This window comes from Paraeggerthella hominis (genome assembly GCF_021044775.1).
In the GTDB taxonomy this organism is placed as follows: domain Bacteria; phylum Actinomycetota; class Coriobacteriia; order Coriobacteriales; family Eggerthellaceae; genus Paraeggerthella; species Paraeggerthella hominis.
Genome location: NZ_JAJNOQ010000013.1, coordinates 1 through 21,411 on the forward strand (window position 1 = coordinate 1; position 21,411 = coordinate 21,411).

The window sequence follows — 21,411 nt, forward strand, 5'->3', positions numbered from 1 at the left end:
TCCCGCCGCCCGCCTCCCCGAGGGGTCCGCGGCCGGCCGGGGTCCGTCTCATGCGGATCCGTTCACTTGGCTTTTTTCTCGCTTGTTCTGCTTCTCAGTATCCGGTTTTCAAGGTTCTCCGCCTTGGGCCGAAGCCCGAAGCGCAAGGAGATATACTACCCGTGCCCCCGCCCGGCGTCAAGAACTTTTTTCGAAAAAGTTCTTCGGCCCGTTCCCGTCGAGGCTTCGTCCGCCTTGCGAGGAACCGCGGGTTGCAGCCGCGCCCTCCCCTCGGGAAGCGCGGAGGGAGCATGTTACGTGAAGCCGGGACGCGGCGCAAGGCCCTTTTCGGGAATCGCGCGAAATCGCATAGCTTCACCCGTCCGCAGTCTCGCCCTACCTATATACAGAAAAAGCCCGCCTCGAACGAGACGGGCTTTGCAAAGACATGCTGTTCGCAAATACGACTTAGCGCTTCGAGAACTGCGGGCGCTTGCGGGCCTTCTTGAGACCGTACTTCTTGCGCTCCACCATACGGGAGTCGCGCGTCAGGAAGCCAGCCTTCTTGAGCTCGGCGCGATAATCGCCAGCGGAAAGCAGCGCGCGGGAGATGCCGTGACGCAGAGCGCCGGCCTGACCCGAGATGCCGCCACCGTTCAGAATGGCGATAACGTCGAAGTGGTCCACCGTGTCCGTAACCTTGAACGGCGTCTTGGCGTAATCGACCAAAGCCTCGCGACCGAAGTACTGCGCAGCTTCGCGGCCGTTGATGGTCATCTTGCCGGTGCCGGGAACGAGGCGCACGCGCGCAACAGCGTTCTTGCGACGGCCGGTGCCGTAGTACAAAGCTTCACCTGCCATGGGTTAACCCTCCATCTCGATCTTGCGGGGCTGCTGAGCCATGTGCGGATGCTCCGCACCCGTGTACACCTTGAGCTTCTTGCCCATGGCGCGACCAAGCGTGTTCTTCGGCAGCATGCCCTTGACAGCATGCTCGATAACGCGCTCGGGATGCTTTGCCATGGCCTCTTCAAAGGTCTCGGACTTCAGCCCGCCGGGGAAACCACTGTGACGGTAATAGCTCTTGGACTGAGCCTTCGTGCCCGTCACGCGGATCTTGTCCACGTTGATGATGACCACGAAGTCACCGGTGTCGACATGCGGCGTGTACTGCGGCTTGTGCTTGCCCTTGAGAATATGAGCAGCCTTTGCAGCGACGCGACCGAGAACCTGGTTCTCTGCGTCGATCAAGACCCACTCGCGCTCAACTTCGTTGGGCTTCGCGTAATACGTCTTCACTATCTTCCTCCAAAATCCTGTCCTACCCCGCCGTGCGGGGCGGGATTTCCGTCGCTCTTCAGCGGCTCGACAAAGCGAACCAACCGCTTCGCGGCGAATGATCGGTTTCAAAAGTGCAGGTAGATCGGATGTCGGGTTCCTACGCCGACGCGCAACCTAAGGTCTGGACTCCCCGGTTCGCGCTTCCGCTTCTTACTGCATGCACGGGGCTTTCGAAAGCGAACCTTTGCATTGTAAACAGGGAATACCCCAGAAGTCAACGAATAATCATGACGCTGCGCGCTATTTGCATAAAGAAAGAACGGCCGAGCACCTGGGCAGGCAACGCGGGCAACGATCCGCTCTGCAGGGCGACGTCGGACACGCAAGCGGTCCCCCGCGCCGAAGCGCGAGGGACCGAGGGAGGGGCCGGGAAATCGGATTGGCGGAAAGGCCTATGCCTGAGCCAACTCGTGTCCCAAAACGTAACCGTACGTGATGCAGCGACCGTGGCTGTTGCCGGCAACGTTGATGGGATAGTCAACCGCGCAGATGTCGCCTTGCACATTGCCGAGCGCGTAAAGGCCTTCGATGGCTTTGCCTTCCGCATCGAGGCACTGGAAGTCGACGTTCGTGCGCAGGCCGCCCGGGATGGCAAGCAATGCCGGGCCGACTTTGAGCGCGTAGAACGGGCCTTCCTTCACGGGGGTCAGGAACACGGGCTTCTTGTAGTAGTCGGTGTCCTCGCCCGCTTCGCACATGCCGTTGTAGCGATCGACCGTGGCCTTGAGCGCAGCGGCGTCGCAGCCGATCTTCTTGGCAAGGTCGTCCAGAGTGTCCGCCTGATAGGCAATGCCCTGCTCGATGTACTTGGGAATTTGCGTCTCGAAGTACTGCGGAGCCAGCTCCAGGTCGCTGCCGTAGGGGCGGAACGAATCCCAGAACATACCGCCGCCGTAGGGCAGACCGTTCACCAGGTCGGTCTTCCAGTTGGCGTCGAACACGGACCACGCTTCGCCGTTGGGCTGGCGGTTGATGGCAAGCGACTTGCCTTGCACCCAGGTATCTTCGCACATGAAGCGCTCGCCGTTGTCGTTCACGAACAGGAACGGCCCGTGGAACCAGCAAAACGCCTGCGGATGCATCATCGTGGGAAGCGGCAGGTCCTGCAGCTGCGCACCGGCCCACATGCCCATCTTGTGGCCGTCGCCCGTGTTCACGCCCATCGGGGTGTACTGGCTGCGCGGCTGTCCGTACTCGGCACAGATCGGCGCGTACGCCTTGACCATCTCCGCATCGCCGCCGATGTCGCCCGTGCACAGCACTACGCCCTTGCTTGCGTTGTACTGCACGTAGCCGTCCTTCGTCTCGCAGATGCAGCCCGTCACCCGAGAGCCGTCTTTTACCAGCTGCACGGCCGGCGCGTCGAAGACGAACTGGGCGCCATCGCGCACGGCGTCGTTGTAGCACAGCTCGGCGCCGGCGAACCCGGTGGACTTGAGGCCGGCTTCCTCGGGAATTCGGAGCATGTGGTAACCCGGCTGCTCGGCGTACACGTCGTCATGGCTGTAGAACGCACCCACCATGGCCGAGCCGCCCAACGCTTCAGCCTTAGCCAAAAGCCAGTTCGATGCTTCTTCGGAATGGTTGAAGAACTTGGAAATCAAATCTTCGTTCGCACGGCTTGCGCACTGCGCGATCCAGTGCTGCTTGGCGTTCACGCGATCGACCTTGATGCCCAGTTCGTCCATGTAGTGCGAGTTTATGGCGCCGAAGCCGCCACCGCGGCCGTTCCAACTGGACGTCTTCTCGACCACCGTGACCTTGCCGCCTTTTTCGGCAGCCGCCGCAGCGGTCGCGCATCCGGCCAGGCCCGCACCGATAACCAAGATGTCCGTGTCTACCGTGGACGCGATATCGGTAATGGGCTCCGGCGCAACTTCCCAAGCGTACGCAGACTTCCCTGCGGCGGAATCATCCGTCGTAGAAGCCTTCGAGTCTGACGCCCCGCCCGCCGCAGGCGCACAACCAGCAAGACCCGCTGCGCCCGCTGCAACGGCAGCCGTAGCACCCAGGCCTAGAAACGCACGGCGCGATAGACCGCTTTTCACATGCTCGGACATACGAACCCCTTTCGATTCATTCGCAGATCCCTCCGTCTGCGCTTGAGGTCATCATGGGTCTTCCGGGATGCGCAGTCATCGAACAAAGCGGCCCATTTTCGCAGGAAAACGGCTTATGGGCCACATCGGACCATAGGATTTCCTGAACGCAACTTGCACCTGTCCCACGGTTTTGCTAGCTTTGAAGAGGGAGGCCAGGGGGAAGCGAAACGGAGTACGCATGGGCGAAGCACGGTTGAACCAAGAGGGCGAGCGATTCTCAGGATGGCGTTTGCTGGGCCTGGGATTCTGGCAGGCTTGGCAAATGATCAGCATGTGCACCACCACGCTCATTCCCGATGCAGAACGATTCTCTTTCGCCGGCAATGCTTTGCTATGGGTACTCGCTCTTACCACGATGGGATACCTAGCCGTGATGCTCGCAGCTCGGTGGCATGCCCCGTTTCTCACCCGGCGTAGCTGCTTTGCAGCCGCAGGAGGGCTGACCGCAACGGGATCGGTCGTCATCCCCCTCGCTCTGACGTTCGGGGTCGGTCCGATTGGCTTCTCTGCATTTTTAGCAGGGGCGGTCGCCGTAGCGTTCGGCAATGCGTTGCTGCTTGTCATGTGGGGAGAATTATGGAGCGCGCTTGCCACCGGCCGCGTAGGGCGTCATCTATACGTGTCGTACACGTTTGCCTTCGCGCTGTTTTTCGCAGCATACGCGCTTCCGCAGTGGGCAGCCGTAGCCTTCAACGCCGCAATGCCCCTGGTGTCGGCAGCCGTTTTGAAAGCCTGTAAAAAGGAACCGCGCAGAGAGCCTTCCGTGCTGCCGCTTGATATAAAAACAATACCGGTACCTCGGGTCCTCACATGCATCCTTATCATAAGCGTTGTGTACGGCATGTCGCAGGGAATGGCCAACACGTTTGCCGACGGAGACGCTTCGTTCATCGCGAAAGCGCTCATTTTGGCAGGAGGAGGCATAGGCGCCATCACGCTTTCCATGGTAGCGGCACCGTCGTTCGCCGAGCCCATCGCGTTGTACCGTCCCGTTATTCCCGCCATGGTAGCAGGCCTTGTCCTCTTGCTTCTTCTATCCGCCCCTTATCGCTTTATAGGAGCGGGGCTCATCATCATGGGTGTGTACTGCCTGGATATGTTCATGATGCTGGTATCTACCGACGTTGCTTTCCGCGCGCGCATTCCCGTGGCGCTTTCGTTCGGGCTGGTCATCTTCTGCGCGCGAACGGGCACGCTTGCGGGATCGTTCGCCGCTGACGCGCTGCAACAACCATCGATATGGTCCGGCTCCTTGAGAACCGACGTGTTCCTTGTAGGCGTGCTCATTCTGACATTGGCGGGCATGCTGTTTTTCACGCAGACCGACGTGCAGAGACTGTATGCCACGCCGCGCACAGCGACCGACACGAGCCTTGAGCAAAAATGCGCGCGCATCGCGGCAATGTGCCGACTGACGAACCGCGAAGGAGAAGTGCTGGTCCTGCTGGCGCGCGGACGTACGGTCCGCTATATCTGCGATGAATTGTCCATCGCCCAGGGCACCGCGAAGCACCATGTAAGCAATATCTACCGCAAGGTGGGCGTGTTCGATCGTCAGGGGTTGCTCGACACCATCGAGCAAGGAGGAGTTGGAAAGCCGGGCTGGGAATAGGACCGCAAGCCTGGCTGCGCCTGGGAGGGCGAACGATTTATGAGAAGAACTCCCACGTATTGCCGCCGCTGCGCTTGGCTCGGTACATGGCCGCATCGGCGTTACGGTACAGCTCTTCGTATGTGGCGCCGTCACGCGGGAACCGAGCGATGCCCAAGCTCACGGTAGGATAGTCTCGGCGTCGCGGATCGTTGGCGGCCATCTCCGACACGGCCGCGCACATGCGCCGCGCAATGGCCTCGATAACCTCGCGCGACGAAATGCCGCGCAGGCACACCATGAACTCGTCGCCGCCTATGCGCCCAACCATATCGCCATGACGAACGGCCTCGGAAAGCGCCTCTACCGACCACACCAGCACAAGGTCGCCCACCGCATGGCCGAGCGAATCGTTCGTCATCTTGAAGCCATCCAGATCGGCCATAATGAAAGCATGGTTGACCTGGTCTTCTGATTCCCGGATAAGCTGAGAGGACAGCGCCTCGAACGTAGCCCGGTTCAAAACGCCTGTCAAGGAATCCCGTTCCGCACGCGTCTTCTGCGCGCGCTCGAGCTCGCGCCGCTCGGTCACGTCCCAAAACGAGATAACCGCTGAAGCGGGATTGCCCTCATCATCGGTCACCAGCGTATAATCAACCTGATACCACCGAAAATCGCCGGAAACGGACCTGCGCATGCGGATGACCGCCGTTCCATGAGGAACGCCCCTATCGATATCGTGGTACAGCCCCAAAAACGCATCGACCCCTTCGGGGGCAACCAGTCCTCGTGTTACCAGACTATCGGGAACGTCCTCGTAGCGGATAGGCTCGATCAGCCTTCCGCCGGAAACATTCTGCAAAAGCAGCGCTCGCTCGACGGTGTCGAAAACCGCAATGATCTTGCCGCTCATTTCGACGGCGACCCGAAAAGCATCCTCGCTCATGCGCAAGCGTCTGCGCGTCTCCAACCACGACGTCACGTCCAGTACGCTGCATGAGGCGATTCGTCGATCGGGGTCGTACTTGCAGCGCGTTCGAACCCTGAGGACGGATCCGTCAAGGGTTTCTTGAGGAACTTCGATTTCGATTATGGTTTCGCCCGCTTCGATGCCAATCCGCAGGCGCTCGGAAAACTGATCCCAACCAGACGTGGCAAGCAGGGCTTCGGGATAAAGCTCTCCGGGCGCGCGAACGCAACCCATCAAAGCGAAAAACTCATCGTTGGCAACAAGTGGCCTTATCCCCTCGTCAGTGCACTTCAACTGGGCAAACTCGACGGGGATATCAGACAGCGCGACCATATGCTCTTTGCGGTTTTCCATGAAAAACAGTATACCGAGCCTTGGCCGTCGACCGGAGGGGAATTCAGCAAGAAGCCGTCCGATTTCGAACTCTACCTCGCCGAAAAAGAAACGCAGGCGCTCGTTTTTCGAGCGTCCTGCGTTTCGCGATGCTTGGAATTCTTCTCGCTTGCCTAAAATGCGGCGCGTCTACACTGCGGCAAGAGCCTGTTCGACATCGGCGACAAGATCGCCCGTGCCTTCGATACCGCACGACAAGCGAATGAGATCGGCGGTGATGCCGGCGGCCGCCAGCTCCGCATCGTTCATTTGGCGATGCGTCGCGTTCGCCGGGTGCAACACGCAGGTCCGCGCATCTGCCACGTGCGTAGCGATCTGGGCCAACTTGAGGTTTTTCATGAACGTCTCCGCTGCCGCCCGACCGCCGGCAACGCCAAAGCTGACCACGCCGCTTGCGCCATGGGAAAGGTACTTCTGGGAAAGTTCGTATTCGGCATCGCCCTTGAGGCCCGGATAGCGCACCCACGCCACTTTTGGATGCTGCGCCAAGAATTCGGCCAGCGCAAGCCCGTTGGCATTGTGCTGCGCCATGCGCAGGTGCAGGCTTTCCAACCCCATATTGACGAGGAAGGCGTTTTGCGGCGACTGTGTGCACCCGAAATCGCGCATGAGCTGCGCCGTCGCCTTCGTGATGAACGCACCGGCCAAACCGAAACGCTCGGTGTACGTTACTCCGTGGTAGCTTTCGTCCGGTTCGCACAAACCGGGGAACTTGTCAGCATGCGCGGTCCAGTCGAACCTTCCAGAATCAACGATAGCCCCGCCGACGCTCGCTCCGTGACCGTCCATGTACTTCGTGGTGGAATGGGTGACGATGTCGGCGCCCCACTCAATGGGACGGCAGTTCACCGGCGTGGGGAACGTGTTGTCCACGATAAGCGGCACGCCGTGCGCATGTGCCGCCGCGGCAAAACGCTCGATGTCAAGCACGGACAAGGCGGGGTTTGCGATGGTTTCTCCGAATACGGCCTTCGTGTTCGAACGGAAAGCAGCCTCGAGCTCTTCGTCGGTGCAATCGGGAGACACGAACGTGCACTCCAGTCCCATGCGCTTCATGGTGACCGCCAGCAAATTGTAAGTACCGCCGTAGATTGCCGAACTGGCCACAATATGGTCGCCGCAACCGGCGATGTTGAACACCGCGAAAAAGTTTGCCGCCTGTCCCGACGAAGTGAGCATAGCCGCCGTGCCGCCCTCAAGCTCGGCGATCTTGGCCGCCACGAAATCGTTGGTGGGATTTTGCAGACGCGTATAGAAATACCCTGCTTCTTCCAAGTCGAACAGCTTGCCCATGTGCTCGCTCGTATCGTATTTCCAGGTGGTGGACTGGTAAATGGGAATCTGCCGAGGTTCGCCGTCGCCGGGACGGTAGCCCCCCTGTACGCAGGTCGTGCTTATGCTTTCACTCATAAAGGCTCCTCATCGCAAGGGTCCGGGAAATGTGTCCGGCTCATTATACCGAGCACTGCAACGCGCTTGGTAGCCGTGTCTTTCCGATAACCTGCAATCTGTTTATGGAATAACCGGGCTATCTGTTTTCAAACGCATAGAAACGGCCCCGGACGATCCGGGGCCGTTTCGGCAATCCGCCAAGCAATTTCATCAGGTAGCCGTGAACTCCGCTACGTCGGCCAGGGGACTCGCCGTCCCGTCCTCGGCAACAGATCGAACCAGCAGACGATAGAAACCAGGCTTAGGCGGCGTGTACGAGAAGCTCCATTGAACGGACAATTCGGGAGCAGAGTCGGAAACGTCGAACGTAGTCCAGTTCCGACCGTTGTCCAACGAAAACTGCACCGATGAAATCTGGTTTCCGTAGTCTTCGGCGTATCCGCTCAACGTCACCGGCTTCCCGGCCTCCACCTGCATAGGAACGATCATGGCTCCACCTATTCCTGAACGCCTGCCAACACGCCAATATTGGGGCTGTTGGGGTGAGCGTCGGAAAGCCCTGGATCCGCAGGAGGCTGCTCCTGCGTGGAGACCACGATGCTCGCAATGTCGCGAACGAAGTAGTTTGCAGGCGTTTTCGTCATCCAAAGCTGGTTATTGCCGCCTACGGAAGCGGACAGGTCTTCGTCGTTGATCTGATAGCTCAGCACCGCATGATGCCCCAGCACGTAGCCCAAAGAGAACGAAACTTCGGTACCGTCGGAAGAAACGAACGTCACCGTGTTCGCTCCCGGCTGCACGGACGCACGGCTTAGCAAGTGCTCCACGGGAATGCCCTTCACGTCGGCCGTGATGGTTGCGCGCCCGCCAACCGGATTCCCGCCGCAGGTGCATGACATCACCTTGTTCGTGGACTCCTCCTTGGCAAGATCGCCAACCGAAGCGGTGAACGCTGACTGCACGTCCCCTGAAACCGACAGCTGCCAACCAAGGGGATTGTCGACCGCAAGATCGACGGATGCTCCGCACAAGGCGTTCGTAGCCCGTTGAAACAGTGTTTTGATGAGGGCGTTCGGCGTAATGGCACCCTGGTCATACGAGAATTCGCCCTTGACTACAGTATCAGTGACCTGCACGTTCTCGATCGGCGCACCGTAGGTCCGCGCCTCGTTTTCGCCAGCGGGACGCGATGTCGAAGCATCCGTCTCGGACGCGAGAGCAACCGGCGCGGCCGCCATCGAAGCAACCATGGTCAAACCGGCCAAAGCGGAGAGCGTCGTGCGACCGTGCTGCATCTTCGTTTTCATGTCGACTCCTCTCTACTCTACCGTGAACATGAATTGCGTGTTGTACTGGCAAACACGATCGGCTCCGTCGGGCGTTACGCTGGTGGTGCGAATATCAAGCAGGTACGCACCCGGAGACGGCGGCGTGAAGTCCATGCGCCAATACGTCCAGTAATCGGCATTGTTGTCGGGCGTGTCGAGCGTCGTCCACGTTTTTCCATGGTCGAAGGAGAATTCAACCTTCTTGATAGGCTCGTCCCATGCATCGGCAAAGCCTTCCAAATGCACGGTCTTGGCCTCATCGCCCGACAGGACCACGCCGGTCGGGTAGTTCAGCACGCCGCTGTTGGGCTTGGAATAGATCTCGCCCGTGCGATCGTCGGTGAACTGGCCCACGTACAGCTGGTCATTGAGTTCGTCAGCGAGCTTCGTCATGAACGTCAGATTGGAGATGCGCTTCGTGAAGTTGCCGCCCGAAGTCTTATACACCCAGATCATGCAAGGATATCCTTGAGAATTGGGGAGCAGCTTGCCGTCCATCTTGGTCACGATGATGGCGTCGTTGTCGCGCAGCCAATCGAGGCTCATTTGAGCGTAATCGTATCCGTCGGAGCTGATGGGACTCAAAATGTTGGCACCCGCTTTGGGCTTCGCATAGTCGATGATGGCAGATACGGGAATGCCCTCCACCTCGCTCTGCATGATGGTAGCCTGGCCCACGCCGTTGATAGTGCAGTCCATCTTCATGACCTGCTTCACGGTGCCGAACTTCTGCTCCATTTCGGGCAGCGTCATCTCGACGGAATTCTCGCAATCGCCGTCAATGGAAACGACCCAGTTCTGGTAGATGGATTCGTCAACCTGGGAATCATCGGTCAACCATTGGCTCGGCTCGTCTTTGATGGTCTTGTAGAATCGGTTTTCCGGCGGTGTGATGGTGGTCTGGTCGTACGAGATGGAGGGCTTTGCCTCGTCGGCCTTCAAATCGGTGATGCCCTTGTACAGGTTGTACTTCACTTCGTCCCATCGCTCGAACGTCCCTGTTTTCGCATCGACGTAATGGCAGGACTGGCACGTGCCGCCGTCTTTGTCGACGAACATGGGGCTGCCCATGTGCAGCGTATGGATGGGGTCGCTCAGCTTGTTTCCCGAGTAGGATTCGGAATGGCACGCGATGCAATTTTGGTATCCCTGCTCGGTGTTGTATCCGAAGAAAATAAGCCGATGGTACGTTGGCAAGCTCATGAGCGCGTTCTCGAGCGTGTGGCACGAGGTGCATCCGCGCTTGTCTGCGTCAAGGTAGGTGTCGTTGAATCCGATGTCATCGGAAGGAACCGGCTGCACCAAAAAACCGTTGCGGTCGGTGTAACGACGCGGAGAGCGAGACTCGGCGTTGGCGTCGTTCTTCTCGGTGTTCTGGTAAAACTCGGGCAATGACGCAATGCCGTCCACAAAGCGACCCGACTCGGGAAATCCGCTATAGGCTGCAAGCTGATCGGGACCCGAACTAGCTGCAGGTTCCGCCTTCGTCCCGGTTGAATCCGGCTCGTCCGACGAAGGTTTGGGGCTGCACCCCCATGCGGCAAACGAAGCGACCATAGCTACTGCCACGAGGGAGGCGATCAACTTCGGCTTGCTTCGATGGCGCGAACCCGCGCATTCTTCTTTCTTCATGAAATCCTCCTTTGCAATGGGAAACGAAAACCGATTCTCCTTTCTTCCGGTTGTCCTCTTTTGGCAGGCCAGCGCCACAGCAAGCCGCGAACCCCTCCCTCGTGCCATGGGTTCGCAGCCGCTTGGCGCAGCTATCCCTTCGACTGTCCGCGTCTTTGCGGGCCATCTGATTCTGCGATTTGCGCGCGACGATGGTCGTAATGCTCGATATAGGTCTTGTCCAGCAGGGACTTTTCGTAAAACCCTACGTCTCGGTTGTATTCAAGAGACGCGTCCTCGATGCTTTTGAACTCATCTATGAGCGATCCGTCTTCGCGATAGTATCGAAGAAACATCTCGGAGCAGTGTTCTTGCAAGTAAGGCAGAAACGTGAGGTGGAACTTTTCGGAAGCCACGAAAAAGTGCCGAATACCATCATCATGCTGCCGCAAAAACCCCAGATCAAGAAGGCGGGCGAAATCGCTTCGAGCACATGGATAGGATATCCCGTACCGATGGACGTGGATTGCGTACGTGAACTCGGCGTTGCTGTGCAGAACGGCCTCGAGCAGGACCGCCTTTTGTCGATAGTTCAGCGACTCGTCAGCGTCGATAATGAGGCGAAGTCGCTCGCGCCGGCGCCGCATCCCCTCAAGCTTGGTCATGGTCCATCGCTGCTCGTCCACCACAAGCGCGACGGCCCGCTCAAAATAACCCGTCCAATCGTAGTACCCGTCGCAAGCCACAGCCAGATCTTCGGGCGTTCCGGAAAGGCAATGGTCCTCGACGAAGTTCTCGTCATCGGAGTACAGCAGCTTAAGGACGGGAATATGGGCGGAGAAGTGGTATCCAGCCCGATGCAAAACGATAAAGTACAGTATGTAGGCGAGCACGGAATTTCCCGCCGGAAAGAGACGAAACGTTTTGAAGTAGTACAGAGAAACAAGCGCGTTGATCAGCGTGTGGTTTCCTTCGCAGGTCGCGCAAAACGACTCCAGCGCCAAAGCACGCCGCTCGGAAACGTCGGCTTCGAGAAACTCGACGCCGCATACCTCTTTGATCGAAATGCCCTCGACCAGCTTGGCATGCAAAGACTCGATGAACGAAGCGGAAAGCGGCTCACCGCGATACGCCTCGATGTTCAGCAAGATGTTTCCGGCATTAGAAACAAGCAGTTCAACGCCGTTTTCAGGTTCGCATGCCTGAACGCACACGCGCTTCAACCGCAAGGTGTCGGACGCGCCGTACTCCAACCGCGCGGCAGCAGCAACCTCTTCGGCCGCAAGGTTCAACTCGTAATGCCCGCCCTCGGGATCCGACAAAATGCGAGCGTAGTGAACAGCCAAACCTTCGTTCACCTGGTACGTTTCAAGCAAGCTGCTCAAAAGCCATGTGGGAGCGTACCAATTCTGCGTCATCGGCGCTTCAGTGCTTGCGGCAGATTGTTCCACGGCGAAGGGAGCGGGCAGCGCTCTGCCCTGGCAGCGGCGCAGCTTATTGAGCACGATCCAGCACAACGACAGATCCTCGGGAGAAACGTCGAGGGCTTTCGCGATAGATTCGAGCGTTTGCGACTTTCTCGACGCAAGGGAAAAAGCACGCCCCAGCAACGACCGATCGTCTGCCACAAGACCCTCCCCCATGATCCTCACCTCGTCTCAAGAATCACCTTCTTGGGCCATAGTCTCAAATGCGTAACCAGGCGTTCAAGAGTTCGAGGAAGGACTAGAAAGTATTTGCTATGGGCAGATCATGGGCCGTGAAACCACGTGAAGCAATCAGCTTTCCAGCCCCGTAAGCGAAAGGACGATACCCTCCGGCAAGCGGTCGCGATACGTAGTGGTCTGCACGCGATAGGGATGAACCTTGTTATCTTCTTGGCACAAGACCTCGAAACCACGTTTGCCGAAGAACGCGAACGTCTTCTCCTTGTTGCGCGTCAGGTCGTCCTCGAACAGCTCCCCCATGATTCCGCGGCACCCGTAGTAATCGGCGATCAGGCACAGCACCTCCAGTACGAACGTGCCGCAGCCCAAGTCCTCCTTGCGCGTAACGAAATCGATAATGCGCACGTGATCGTCCGAGGAATCTCCCTGAGTAAGCGTGACGTCGGCGATAATAGTGGAAGCGGCATCGGCGTTCGCATCGTTTTCGGTGCGCACGTTCAGGTACAGCTGAATCCGGTCGTAGCCAAACGGCGCGTATTCAGGCTCCAGGCGCAACCTTCCCGCCAAAAAACAGTAGAGCGTACGCTCCCCGGTATCCTTCGTCGCAATAAGCGTCTCGATTCCCGCCATTGCTTCCTCCCGTCTCGCACCGTATTGCCACCGCACGTCGCAGCGCATCCCTATCGTATCCATTTTCCCCGGCGGATTCGCCCCGCAATGCACGACGAACGACCGGACGAACGCGGCATGGCTGAAAAACGAGGAAGGTTGGAAAAGGAATGGGGCGTTCCGATAACGCGTTATCTCTTCTTCGGATAGGTAGGTCATCTGATTATCCGGTATCATACACTCAGCCAAAACACTCGGCCTTGAGCGCCGCCGCAGCGCATGAAGCGGCAGACGAGATTGCGAGGTCATCATGCCCATCAGAATCCCCGATTCCCTGCCCGCCACCGACATCCTCGAAGGCGAGAACATCTTCGTCATGACCGAGTACCGGGCCATGCATCAGGACATTCGCCCGCTCAAGGTCTTGCTACTGAACCTCATGCCCACGAAGATCGTCACCGAAACCCAAATCATGCGCAAGCTGTCGAACACGCCGCTGCAAATCGAAGTCGAGCTGCTGCAGACCATCAGCCATGAGGCGAAAAACGTGTCCGGCGAGCACTTATCGACGTTCTACACCTCGTTCGACGAGATCAAAGACAAGCGATACGACGGTATGATCATCACGGGTGCGCCCGTAGAGCTGCTGGACTTCGAGCATGTGGATTATTGGGACGAGCTGACAGCTATCATGGATTGGTCGACGACCAACGTGCACTCAGTGTTCCATATCTGCTGGGGCGCGCAAGCGGGCATTTACCATCACTACGGCATTCAGAAGCACGAACTGGAAAACAAGCTGTCAGGCGTATTCGAGCACCAGGTGGACAAGCCCTCGTCGCCCTTGGTTCGCGGATTCGACGACGCGTTTCGCGCCCCGCATTCGCGCTACACCGAAGTGCGAGCCGAAGACATCGAGGCCCATCCGCAGCTCGAGCTGATCGCGACATCGGAAGAAGCCGGCGTGTATCTTGCCAAGAGCGTCGACAGCCGTCACTTTTTCGCGTTCGGCCACCCCGAATACGACGACGATACGCTTCTGAAAGAATACGAGCGAGACGCGGCGAAGGGCATGGGGGTGGCGCTGCCTGCGCACTACTTCCCCAACGACGACCCAACGCAAAAGCCCTCGGCAACATGGCGCGCCCATGCGCAGCTTTTGTACACGAATTGGCTGAACTACTACGTCTACCAGACCACTCCCTACGATCTGGACAAAGTGGGAACCGAGGAGGACTCTTCGCATGAGTAAGCAACGCGACGAAGCGAAGGAACGAGTTTTGCACTACACGCTGCGACCGGTATCGACGCCGATCGCGGAAACGATCGATGGATCCGCCCCCGCCCAAAAGCAGGCGGATCCATTCATTCGCCCGGCAACCGAAGACGACGACGGCTACGACCCTTTCAGCGATCGACCGCCCGCACCGGAGCCCACGTACCAGGAAGACCCCTGGCGCTAACCTTCCGCAATGCAGCTTGCTATCGAGCTTCGTTCCAAGCCAAGAACGCTTCCACCTCCAGCTCGTCGAACGTGCGAACCGCATGATCGCATGATTCGACGAGTTCTTCGTACGTGCCGGAAACGTCGCAGTCGTAGATGCCGAGCGTGCGATAGCCCGCCTTTCTGAGCGTATGCACGGCGTACACCGAATCCTCCATGCCCCACGTGAACGAACGCGGCGTGCCCATGAGCTCGCGCGCGCGGTCCCAAACAGCGGGTTCGCGCTTCGACGCGTTCACGTCATCCACCGACACGATAGCGTCAAAATACGGAGCAAACCCGCAACGCTCCAGGCCAGCTTGCAAATACAGCTGAGGGCTTGAAGATGCGACGGTCATGCGGACCCCGCGGCTGGCAAGTTCCTGCACGAACGCGAGCGCCCCCGCACGAGCCTCGACGCGCGTGCGATAAAAGTCCAGCATGAATTCGTCGACCATGTCCTCCACGTCTTTCCCGGACGCTCCCAAGCCGAATCGCTCATGGAAGAAGGCGCCGCATTCAGGAATGGTGAGCGTGGTCAGCACGTCTTTGTCGTCCTCAGTCAGCGTCACGTCCGCGCGGCGCGCAAGCTCGGCTTCCATCTCGCGCCACACGCACATCGAATCGAGCAACGTGCCGTCGCAATCGAACACGATGCCGATCGAAGATGGGTTCATGGTGGGGGGTCCTTTCGCGGATACGCCGAGCGACCAACGCACGTCGCTGCGGCAAGGTTTCTTGTTCGGGCAAATCTTAGCAAACCCCCGCCGTCGGACGAGCGACCGGAAACGCGAATTTGCAGGATATTTACCTCCGAAGCCAACGCCTGCCTTCGGGCGCTTGAAAGATGGCGGGTTCGCACGTTGCCCACGCGTTCCGCAACGCATGAAGCGCGCGAGCAACCGCAGATCGCAAGTCCCGCCCTCGCTGCCGGGAAGGGTCCCTGCCGTTCTACGACTGCCAGCGCGCGAAAAACCGCCCTCGCTGGCAGGTTTTGACGGTTTGAGGTCGTTTGATTCCGCAGGAGAAGCGCTTGCACCTGCGCAGTTCAGCTATCCGCCGCCGTGACCAGGTAAAACAAAAAGCGAGCCGGGCAACGATGAAAACGCTGCCCGGCTCGACGACCTCAAACCGCAAAAAGCTGCCAGCGAGGGCGGTTTTTCGTGCGCAAGGCCCTTGTCGATAGCGGTCCAGCAGCGAGCCCCGTCCTTCGCTGCACGCCGAGACCGGCAACCGCGGGCACTTGACTACTTCACGCCGTACTGCTGGTAATACGCGTCGAGCGCCGTCTTCACGGCGTCGTCGATGACCACGCCTCCCTGCACTTCGCGGTTGTACAGGTACTCGGTGACCTCGGCCATGCTGACGATGGACGCCACGGGGAACCCGTACTTCTCCTGAACCTCTTGCTGAGCCGTCACAACGCCGCCCTTCCCCACTTCCATGCGGTTGAGCGACACGATAAGCCCCTTGATGTCCACGTCAGCCGCGCCCTTGAGCACGGGATACGTTTCGTCAATGGACTTGCCGGAGGTGGTCACGTCCTCGACCATGACCACGCGGTCGCCGTCTTGCAGGTCGGATCCCAGCAGATTGCCCGCATCGGCGCCGTGGTCCTTGACCTCTTTGCGGTTGGAGCAATAGCGAACTTCCTTGCCGTACAGCTCGGAAATGCCCATGGCGGTAACCACCGACAGGGGGATGCCCTTGTAGGCCGGACCGAACACCACATCGAAGTCCAAGCCGAAATTGTCATGGATGGCGCGCGCGTAGTACAAGCCCAGCCGGTGCAGCTGATCGCCCGTCACGTAGGCGCCGGCGTTCATGAAGAAGGGAGACTTACGGCCGCTCTTGAGCGTGAACTCGCCGAACTTGAGCACCTTGCTCTCTACCATGAACTCGATGAACTCCTGCTTGTACTGCTCCATGCCCGGCTCCTTATCCGTATGCGGCGCGGCCCACCCGCGCACGATCTTCCGGTGAACATGATACTAGAATCAAGCCGGACGAGGGCTTCGAAACGCGAGCAACGCGCATCGCTCCGATACAAGAAGCGGCCCCGACGATCAACATCGTCGGGGCCGCTTGCATACGCTGTCAGAAAATCGGATCGCAGCTTGCTCAGCTGGAAAAGCCGGTCGCTACTCGTCTTCCACGCGGATGACGCTGGGTTCTTCGCGCAGGATATCGTCAAGCTGCGCGATCTCGGCCAGCACGTCGCGCACGCTCTTTTCGCATGCGGTATGCGTCACGTACACCAGATCCACCGTGCCGCCTTCCTTCTTGCCACGCTGCACCACCGAGTACACGCTTACGTTATGCTTGGCGAACACGCCGGCCATAGAGGCAAGAACGCCCGAGCGGTCGGCTACCTTGAAGCGGATGTAATACTTGGTCTTGAGCTCGTCCATGGGAACGATGGGCAAGCTGTCGGTGCAGGTGCAGCCCACAAGCGGCCCCACGCCCAACGTAACATGACGCGCCACTTCCAGCACGTCGCCCATCACGGCGCTCGCAGCCGGACCCGAGCCCGCGCCCTCGCCGAAGAACATGGTCTCGCCCACGGCATCGCCCGTCACGTAAATGGCGTTGAACACGCCGTTGACCGTGGCCAGCTGATGCGTCAGCGGCAGCATGGTGGGATGCACGCGCACGTCGATGCCCTGCGCCGTACGGTGAGCAAGCGCTAGCAGCTTCACGCAATAGCCCATGTCACGCGCCGCATCCAAGTCCATAGTGGTTACGTTGCGAATGCCCTCGGTGTGCACGTCGTTGATGGTCACGCGCGAGTTGAATGCAATGGAGGCCAGGATGGCAATCTTGGCGGCAGCGTCGAACCCGTCCACGTCGGCGGTGGGATCCGCCTCGGCGAAGCCCTTCTGCTGTGCCTCCTTGAGCGCGTCGTCGTAGCTCAAGCCGTCTTCGACCATGCGGGTCAGCATGTAGTTCGTCGTGCCGTTCACAATGCCCATGACCGACGAGATCTCATTGGAGATAAGGGAGTGCTTCATCGGATCGATGATGGGGATGCCGCCGCCCACGCTCGCCTCGAACGCGATTTCCTTGTTCGCCTGGTCCGCAGCGTGCATGACCTCTTCGCCATACGTAGCCATGAGCGCCTTGTTGGCCGTGACCACATTCTTGCCGGCGCGCAGCGCGCCCAGCACCACATCGCGCGCCACGGTAGTGCCGCCGATCAGCTCGATGACGATGTCGATGGAAGGATCATCGAGAATATCCTGGTAATCCTGGGTGAAGATGTCCTCCACGCCGTGTTCGATAGCCTGCTCGGGATTGCGCGAGCACACGCGCACCAGTTCCAGGTCAACACCATAGTGGCGCTTGAAGTCCTCCCGGTGGTTCTTCAGGATGTCGATGCATCCGCCGCCCACCGTGCCGGTGCCCACCAAGCCAAGTTTAACCGCCATGTCGCTCTCCCTTTCCTAAATGTCCCGGCTCATCAGATCATCGTACGTCTCGCGGCGCGTAACCACGCGCGCTTCGCCGTCCTTCACGAACACGACGGCCGGCCTCGGCTGGCCGTTGTAGTTGCTTGCCATAGTGTAGCAGTACGCGCCCGTACCGAAGACAGCAACGACATCGCCCAGGTCAGGATGCTGGATCGGCATGTCGATGACCACGGCATCGCCGCTTTCGCAATGCTTGCCCGCAATAGTGACGATCTCGGTACGCGGCTGCCCCGCCTTGTTGGCGATGACCGGCTCGTAATCGGCGTGGTACAGCGCCGTGCGAATGTTATCGGACATGCCGCCGTCAACCGCCACGTACTTGCGAATGTTCGGCAGGGTTTTGATAATGCCCACCGTGTACAGCGTTACGCCGGCGGTAGCCACCAGGCTGCGGCCCGGCTCGGTGAGCAGACGCGGCTCAGCCACGCCGTACTTCTGGCACGCGGCGAGCACGGACGAGGTCACCGTTTCGGCGAACTCGTCGATGGAGGCCGGCTTGTCGTCAGCCGTATAGGCAATGCCCAGACCGCCGCCCACATCCAATTCCTCGATGCGATAACCGTACTCTTGCTCGATGCGGGCCATAAGGTCCACCATGACCTCGACGGCCTCGGGGTAGGAGTGCAACGAGAAGATCTGCGAGCCAATGTGGCAATGCAGGCCCGCCAAACGCACGTTCGGCGCAGCCAGCACGTCCTTCACACAACCGAACGCAAAATCCTCGCGCATGGTGAAGCCGAACTTCGAGTCCTCGCAACCCGTGCGAATATACTGATGCGTGTCGGCCTCGACGCCTGGCGTGATGCGCATGTAGATAGGCTGCTCGACGCCCAGCTCACCGGCGATCTCGGAGATGCGCTTGAGTTCGATGCGACTGTCGATGATGATGCGGCCGACACCTGCCTGGATGGCTTCGCGCAGCTCGCGCGGCGTCTTGTTGTTGCCATGCATGAACACGCGCTCGGCCGGGAAATCCACTGCACGCGCGATAGCCAGCTCGCCACCGCCCGATACGTCAAGGCACAAGCCCTCGTCGGCCACCATGCGAGCCGCTTCTTTATTGAGAAACGCCTTGCTGGCATACACGATATCGGAATTCTGATAGCGGCTGCGGAACGCCTCGCGGTAGGACTCCATGCGGCTGCGCATGTCCTCTTCGTCCATGACGTACAAAGCCGTGCCCTGCTCGCGCGCCAGCTCCACCATGTCGACGCCGCCTACGTACAAGTGGTCGTCGCGCACTTCGGCGGTACGCGGCAGCACCGCGCCCAACTCCATGGTGGTACGGTTGTCGGGCTGCTTGCTCAAATCGGATGCGGGCAAAGCCATAGGTCCGCCTCCCTTTCTGCCTGTTTGCTTCCCTTGATGTCGCCGACCTGCCCGTCGGCAGAGCCGGCCCGTCGCCGGCTGTTGTGATTGGGGTTCATACTACCAGCCTTGCTGCATTTCCCCGGGTGCAGAGCGTAAATTTTCGTAGAATGGATACCCTGGAGCCAGGAGAAAGCCGTGCGCTGCCAAGCCGCTTCGGCCACCGCGCTTCCGGGCGAAGCCCGCATCGGCGCACGGGGCGCAGGCGAACCGGAATGCGCAGCAAAACACGAAGCCTTGTACGCGCGCCGCACCTCTACAGGGTTGGGTTCCATCCGTAAAAAAGGCAACTTTTCCCTATCAACTTGCTATGACTTTATAGCTTCTATAATCCTCAATAGAGTATACTATGCAGCACAGACAGAAAGGAGCTCGCTCATGGCCAAGCAGGAACCCTCTATCGATCAGTGGCTCAAGGAAGCGAAGCAGGATCCGAAGGCCGCTCAGTGCGGCATGTTTCTCACCCACAACGGCGTGGTGCGCATCACCCCGAAACAGCAGGTACGCGAAGGCGTCGAAGGGCTGGGCGACGTTGCGCAGGTGGAGTTCTCCTACGACGCCGCTGGCGTAGACGCAGCCGTTGAGGAAGCTCTGACCTGGCCGGGCGTATACTACGTGCGCGTATGGCTGAACGAGGGAGTGCTGGGCGTGGGCGACTCCATCATGTACGTTCTGATCGGCGCCGACATCCGCCCCAACTGCATCGACGCCTTGCAGAAACTGGTCGGCAAGATCAAGAACGACCTGGTGGTGGAAAAGGAAATCTACGCATAGGACAGCGGTGCTCGACGTTTCTCAAGGCCTCGGCTGCGCAGCTCATTCAGCAGTCGGGGCCTTTCCATATAAAAACGGCCCTCACCGCGTGCAGGAAGCTGGTGCGCTACACTAGAGGCAGGCACCAAGCGGTCGATCTGCCCTGAAGGAGCGCGCATGAACATCCTCGATTACCTGGCAACGGAATTCGCATCCTTCGACGAGAAGCCGTTCAACCCGGTGGACTCGGCAGCCCTTTCGCAGTTCTGCATGGTTCGCATGGAAGACATCGCTCCTATGAAACGCGCATGGAGCGAACCTCCGAGCCTTCGAGCAGCCGTCGCGGATCGCCTCCGTCCCGTACGGCCCGTGCGCTTCACCGACGCGCTGCGAGCGGAGCATTACGACAGCCTGTTCACGGGCCTGGTGCCCGAGCCCGTGAAAAACAACATGCTGGCCCTTGCAGCCAGCCCGCGCTTTCGCACTATGACCGTACAGGACTGCGCAAGCGTGTTCGACGAGGCGACGCAAACCCAATTCGCCGCTATGACGTTCGTTTGCGGCAAAAAGTTCGCCTACGTGGGGTTTCGCGGCACCGATCGGTCGTTCACTGGATGGCGCGAGAACTTCAACATGACCTACCAATTCCCTGTTCCCGCGCAAGACCTGGCTGTTCGCTACCTGGAAGCCGTCGCGCCCCGCCTGCCGCAGCGGCTGTATCTAGGAGGCCATTCCAAAGGCGGAAACCTGGCCGAATACGCAGCTCTGCATGCAACGCCGAAAGTCCAAGAGCGTATCGAACGCATATACGACCACGATGGCCCCGGCTTTCGGGCGGGAGCCGTCGACGACCGCGCGTTCTCGATCATCCGCGATCGCGTGCACAAGACGGTGCCGCAAGAGTGCATCGTGGGAATGCTTCTGGAAACGCCACGTGAACTGCCCCTGCACGTAGTGCGCAGCGCAGATCACGGTATGATGCAGCACAGCGTGCTGAACTGGGAAGTTAAGGGAACCGATTTCGTCTACGCTGACCAGCTGGCAGATTCGTCCCTCTCGACCCACGCGATCATGGAGCAATGGTTGACCGGGTTCTCCCCCGAGAAAACCCGGCAGGTGGTCGAGGCCGCGTTCAGGGCCATCGAAGCATCGAGCGCGCTCGATGCCGCAGACATCCTGATGGACGGGGTGAAGTCCATAGCCTTGCTGGTCGAAGCCGCCAAAGCGCTCGATCAGGCGAACCGGGACATTCTGGTAAGCGCGCTGGGCACGCTGACCAACCTGATCGCCCACGACGCAGCGCGAGGCGTTGCGGGCTGGCTTGCGCCGAAAACGAAGGGCGCCTCGTAAACCG

The 21,411-nt window shown here is 59.5% G+C and carries 20 protein-coding genes; 6 read left to right on the forward strand and 14 right to left on the reverse strand.

Annotated elements, in window-relative coordinates; translation table 11 throughout:
• Positions 1-447 precede the first annotated feature (447 nt).
• From rpsI to LQE90_RS11350, 3 genes are all read right to left on the reverse strand, one after another.
• Entirely contained in the window at positions 448-840 is a 393-nt protein-coding gene (gene rpsI / locus LQE90_RS11340; RefSeq protein WP_114567818.1) for a 30S ribosomal protein S9, read from the reverse strand.
• 3 nt (positions 841-843) lie between these two features.
• Positions 844-1,278, reverse strand: coding sequence for a 50S ribosomal protein L13 (rplM, locus tag LQE90_RS11345; protein WP_114567819.1), 435 nt, complete (start codon positions 1,276-1,278; stop codon positions 844-846).
• A 434-nt stretch (positions 1,279-1,712) separates the two neighbouring features.
• A complete protein-coding gene (locus LQE90_RS11350) occupies positions 1,713-3,380 on the reverse strand; it encodes an FAD-dependent oxidoreductase (protein ID WP_114567820.1) in 1,668 nt (555 codons plus the stop codon).
• A gap of 220 nt (positions 3,381-3,600) precedes the next feature.
• Here LQE90_RS11350 and LQE90_RS11355 point away from each other — a divergent pair, with 220 nt between their 5' ends.
• Positions 3,601-5,034 carry a helix-turn-helix transcriptional regulator gene (locus tag LQE90_RS11355; protein WP_216529233.1) on the forward strand — a complete coding sequence of 478 codons (1,434 nt, stop codon included), beginning with the start codon at positions 3,601-3,603 and terminating at the stop codon, positions 5,032-5,034.
• Positions 5,035-5,071: 37 nt separating this feature from the next.
• On the opposite strand, the gene LQE90_RS11360 is transcribed toward LQE90_RS11355, so the two are convergent.
• On the reverse strand, positions 5,072-5,959 hold the full coding sequence (locus LQE90_RS11360) for a GGDEF domain-containing protein (protein ID WP_231088317.1): 888 nt from the start codon (positions 5,957-5,959) through the stop codon (positions 5,072-5,074).
• A gap of 123 nt (positions 5,960-6,082) precedes the next feature.
• Between LQE90_RS11360 and LQE90_RS11365 the strand changes: the two genes are divergently transcribed.
• Positions 6,083-6,493, forward strand: a complete 411-nt coding sequence (locus LQE90_RS11365) for a hypothetical protein (RefSeq protein WP_231088318.1) — start codon at positions 6,083-6,085, stop codon at positions 6,491-6,493.
• A gap of 12 nt (positions 6,494-6,505) precedes the next feature.
• On the opposite strand, the gene LQE90_RS11370 is transcribed toward LQE90_RS11365, so the two are convergent.
• From LQE90_RS11370 to LQE90_RS11395, 6 genes are all read right to left on the reverse strand, one after another.
• On the reverse strand, positions 6,506-7,786 hold the full coding sequence (locus LQE90_RS11370; protein ID WP_216529231.1) for an O-acetylhomoserine aminocarboxypropyltransferase/cysteine synthase family protein: 1,281 nt from the start codon (positions 7,784-7,786) through the stop codon (positions 6,506-6,508).
• Between the two features lie 192 nt (positions 7,787-7,978).
• A complete protein-coding gene (locus tag LQE90_RS11375) occupies positions 7,979-8,257 on the reverse strand; it encodes an Ig-like domain-containing protein (RefSeq protein ID WP_216529230.1) in 279 nt (92 codons plus the stop codon).
• Between the two features lie 8 nt (positions 8,258-8,265).
• Positions 8,266-9,075 carry a molybdopterin-dependent oxidoreductase gene (locus LQE90_RS11380; RefSeq protein ID WP_216529229.1) on the reverse strand — a complete coding sequence of 270 codons (810 nt, stop codon included), beginning with the start codon at positions 9,073-9,075 and terminating at the stop codon, positions 8,266-8,268.
• 12 nt (positions 9,076-9,087) lie between these two features.
• Positions 9,088-10,728: a molybdopterin-dependent oxidoreductase gene (locus LQE90_RS11385; protein ID WP_216529228.1), complete on the reverse strand. Its 1,641-nt coding sequence runs from the start codon at positions 10,726-10,728 to the stop codon at positions 9,088-9,090.
• A 131-nt stretch (positions 10,729-10,859) separates the two neighbouring features.
• Entirely contained in the window at positions 10,860-12,350 is a 1,491-nt protein-coding gene (locus LQE90_RS11390; RefSeq protein ID WP_216529227.1) for a Fic family protein, read from the reverse strand.
• 135 nt (positions 12,351-12,485) lie between these two features.
• Positions 12,486-13,004, reverse strand: coding sequence for a hypothetical protein (locus LQE90_RS11395; protein ID WP_114567828.1), 519 nt, complete (start codon positions 13,002-13,004; stop codon positions 12,486-12,488).
• Between the two features lie 289 nt (positions 13,005-13,293).
• Between LQE90_RS11395 and metA the strand changes: the two genes are divergently transcribed.
• Both metA and LQE90_RS11405 read left to right on the forward strand, forming a co-directional pair.
• Entirely contained in the window at positions 13,294-14,235 is a 942-nt protein-coding gene (gene metA, locus LQE90_RS11400; protein ID WP_114567829.1) for a homoserine O-acetyltransferase MetA, read from the forward strand.
• Positions 14,228-14,446, forward strand: a complete 219-nt coding sequence (locus LQE90_RS11405; RefSeq protein WP_216529226.1) for a hypothetical protein — start codon at positions 14,228-14,230, stop codon at positions 14,444-14,446. Before metA ends, LQE90_RS11405 begins: the two co-directional genes overlap by 8 nt.
• Before the next feature lie 19 nt (positions 14,447-14,465).
• On the opposite strand, the gene LQE90_RS11410 is transcribed toward LQE90_RS11405, so the two are convergent.
• From LQE90_RS11410 to lysA, 4 genes are all read right to left on the reverse strand, one after another.
• Entirely contained in the window at positions 14,466-15,143 is a 678-nt protein-coding gene (locus LQE90_RS11410; RefSeq protein WP_216529225.1) for an HAD family hydrolase, read from the reverse strand.
• A 570-nt stretch (positions 15,144-15,713) separates the two neighbouring features.
• Positions 15,714-16,394 carry an orotate phosphoribosyltransferase gene (gene pyrE / locus LQE90_RS11415; protein ID WP_114567832.1) on the reverse strand — a complete coding sequence of 227 codons (681 nt, stop codon included), beginning with the start codon at positions 16,392-16,394 and terminating at the stop codon, positions 15,714-15,716.
• 213 nt (positions 16,395-16,607) lie between these two features.
• Positions 16,608-17,894 (reverse strand): homoserine dehydrogenase, encoded by a 1,287-nt coding sequence (locus tag LQE90_RS11420; RefSeq protein ID WP_216529224.1) that lies wholly within the window; start codon positions 17,892-17,894, stop codon positions 16,608-16,610.
• A 15-nt stretch (positions 17,895-17,909) separates the two neighbouring features.
• Positions 17,910-19,265, reverse strand: a complete 1,356-nt coding sequence (gene lysA / locus LQE90_RS11425; protein WP_216529223.1) for a diaminopimelate decarboxylase — start codon at positions 19,263-19,265, stop codon at positions 17,910-17,912.
• Between the two features lie 417 nt (positions 19,266-19,682).
• Between lysA and LQE90_RS11430 the strand changes: the two genes are divergently transcribed.
• Together LQE90_RS11430 and LQE90_RS11435 are read left to right on the forward strand one after the other, a co-directional pair.
• Positions 19,683-20,078, forward strand: a complete 396-nt coding sequence (locus LQE90_RS11430) for a molybdenum cofactor biosynthesis protein MoaE (RefSeq protein WP_114567835.1) — start codon at positions 19,683-19,685, stop codon at positions 20,076-20,078.
• A gap of 156 nt (positions 20,079-20,234) precedes the next feature.
• Positions 20,235-21,407, forward strand: a complete 1,173-nt coding sequence (locus LQE90_RS11435; protein WP_216529222.1) for an Mbeg1-like protein — start codon at positions 20,235-20,237, stop codon at positions 21,405-21,407.
• The last annotated feature ends 4 nt before the right edge of the window (positions 21,408-21,411 follow it).

Coding starts and splice junctions, on each gene's coding strand:
- rpsI (WP_114567818.1), bottom strand. CDS start 840: ATGGCAGGTGAAGCTTTGTACTACGGCACCGGCCGTCGCAAGAACGCT.
- LQE90_RS11350 (WP_114567820.1), bottom strand. CDS start 3,380: ATGTCCGAGCATGTGAAAAGCGGTCTATCGCGCCGTGCGTTTCTAGGC.
- LQE90_RS11355 (WP_216529233.1), top strand. CDS start 3,601: ATGGGCGAAGCACGGTTGAACCAAGAGGGCGAGCGATTCTCAGGATGG.
- LQE90_RS11360 (WP_231088317.1), bottom strand. CDS start 5,959: ATGAGCGAGGATGCTTTTCGGGTCGCCGTCGAAATGAGCGGCAAGATC.
- LQE90_RS11370 (WP_216529231.1), bottom strand. CDS start 7,786: ATGAGTGAAAGCATAAGCACGACCTGCGTACAGGGGGGCTACCGTCCC.
- LQE90_RS11375 (WP_216529230.1), bottom strand. CDS start 8,257: ATGATCGTTCCTATGCAGGTGGAGGCCGGGAAGCCGGTGACGTTGAGC.
- LQE90_RS11380 (WP_216529229.1), bottom strand. CDS start 9,075: ATGAAAACGAAGATGCAGCACGGTCGCACGACGCTCTCCGCTTTGGCC.
- LQE90_RS11385 (WP_216529228.1), bottom strand. CDS start 10,728: ATGAAGAAAGAAGAATGCGCGGGTTCGCGCCATCGAAGCAAGCCGAAG.
- LQE90_RS11390 (WP_216529227.1), bottom strand. CDS start 12,350: ATGGGGGAGGGTCTTGTGGCAGACGATCGGTCGTTGCTGGGGCGTGCT.
- LQE90_RS11395 (WP_114567828.1), bottom strand. CDS start 13,004: ATGGCGGGAATCGAGACGCTTATTGCGACGAAGGATACCGGGGAGCGT.
- metA (WP_114567829.1), top strand. CDS start 13,294: ATGCCCATCAGAATCCCCGATTCCCTGCCCGCCACCGACATCCTCGAA.
- LQE90_RS11405 (WP_216529226.1), top strand. CDS start 14,228: ATGAGTAAGCAACGCGACGAAGCGAAGGAACGAGTTTTGCACTACACG.
- LQE90_RS11410 (WP_216529225.1), bottom strand. CDS start 15,143: ATGAACCCATCTTCGATCGGCATCGTGTTCGATTGCGACGGCACGTTG.
- pyrE (WP_114567832.1), bottom strand. CDS start 16,394: ATGGAGCAGTACAAGCAGGAGTTCATCGAGTTCATGGTAGAGAGCAAG.
- LQE90_RS11420 (WP_216529224.1), bottom strand. CDS start 17,894: ATGGCGGTTAAACTTGGCTTGGTGGGCACCGGCACGGTGGGCGGCGGA.
- lysA (WP_216529223.1), bottom strand. CDS start 19,265: ATGGCTTTGCCCGCATCCGATTTGAGCAAGCAGCCCGACAACCGTACC.
- LQE90_RS11430 (WP_114567835.1), top strand. CDS start 19,683: ATGGCCAAGCAGGAACCCTCTATCGATCAGTGGCTCAAGGAAGCGAAG.
- LQE90_RS11435 (WP_216529222.1), top strand. CDS start 20,235: ATGAACATCCTCGATTACCTGGCAACGGAATTCGCATCCTTCGACGAG.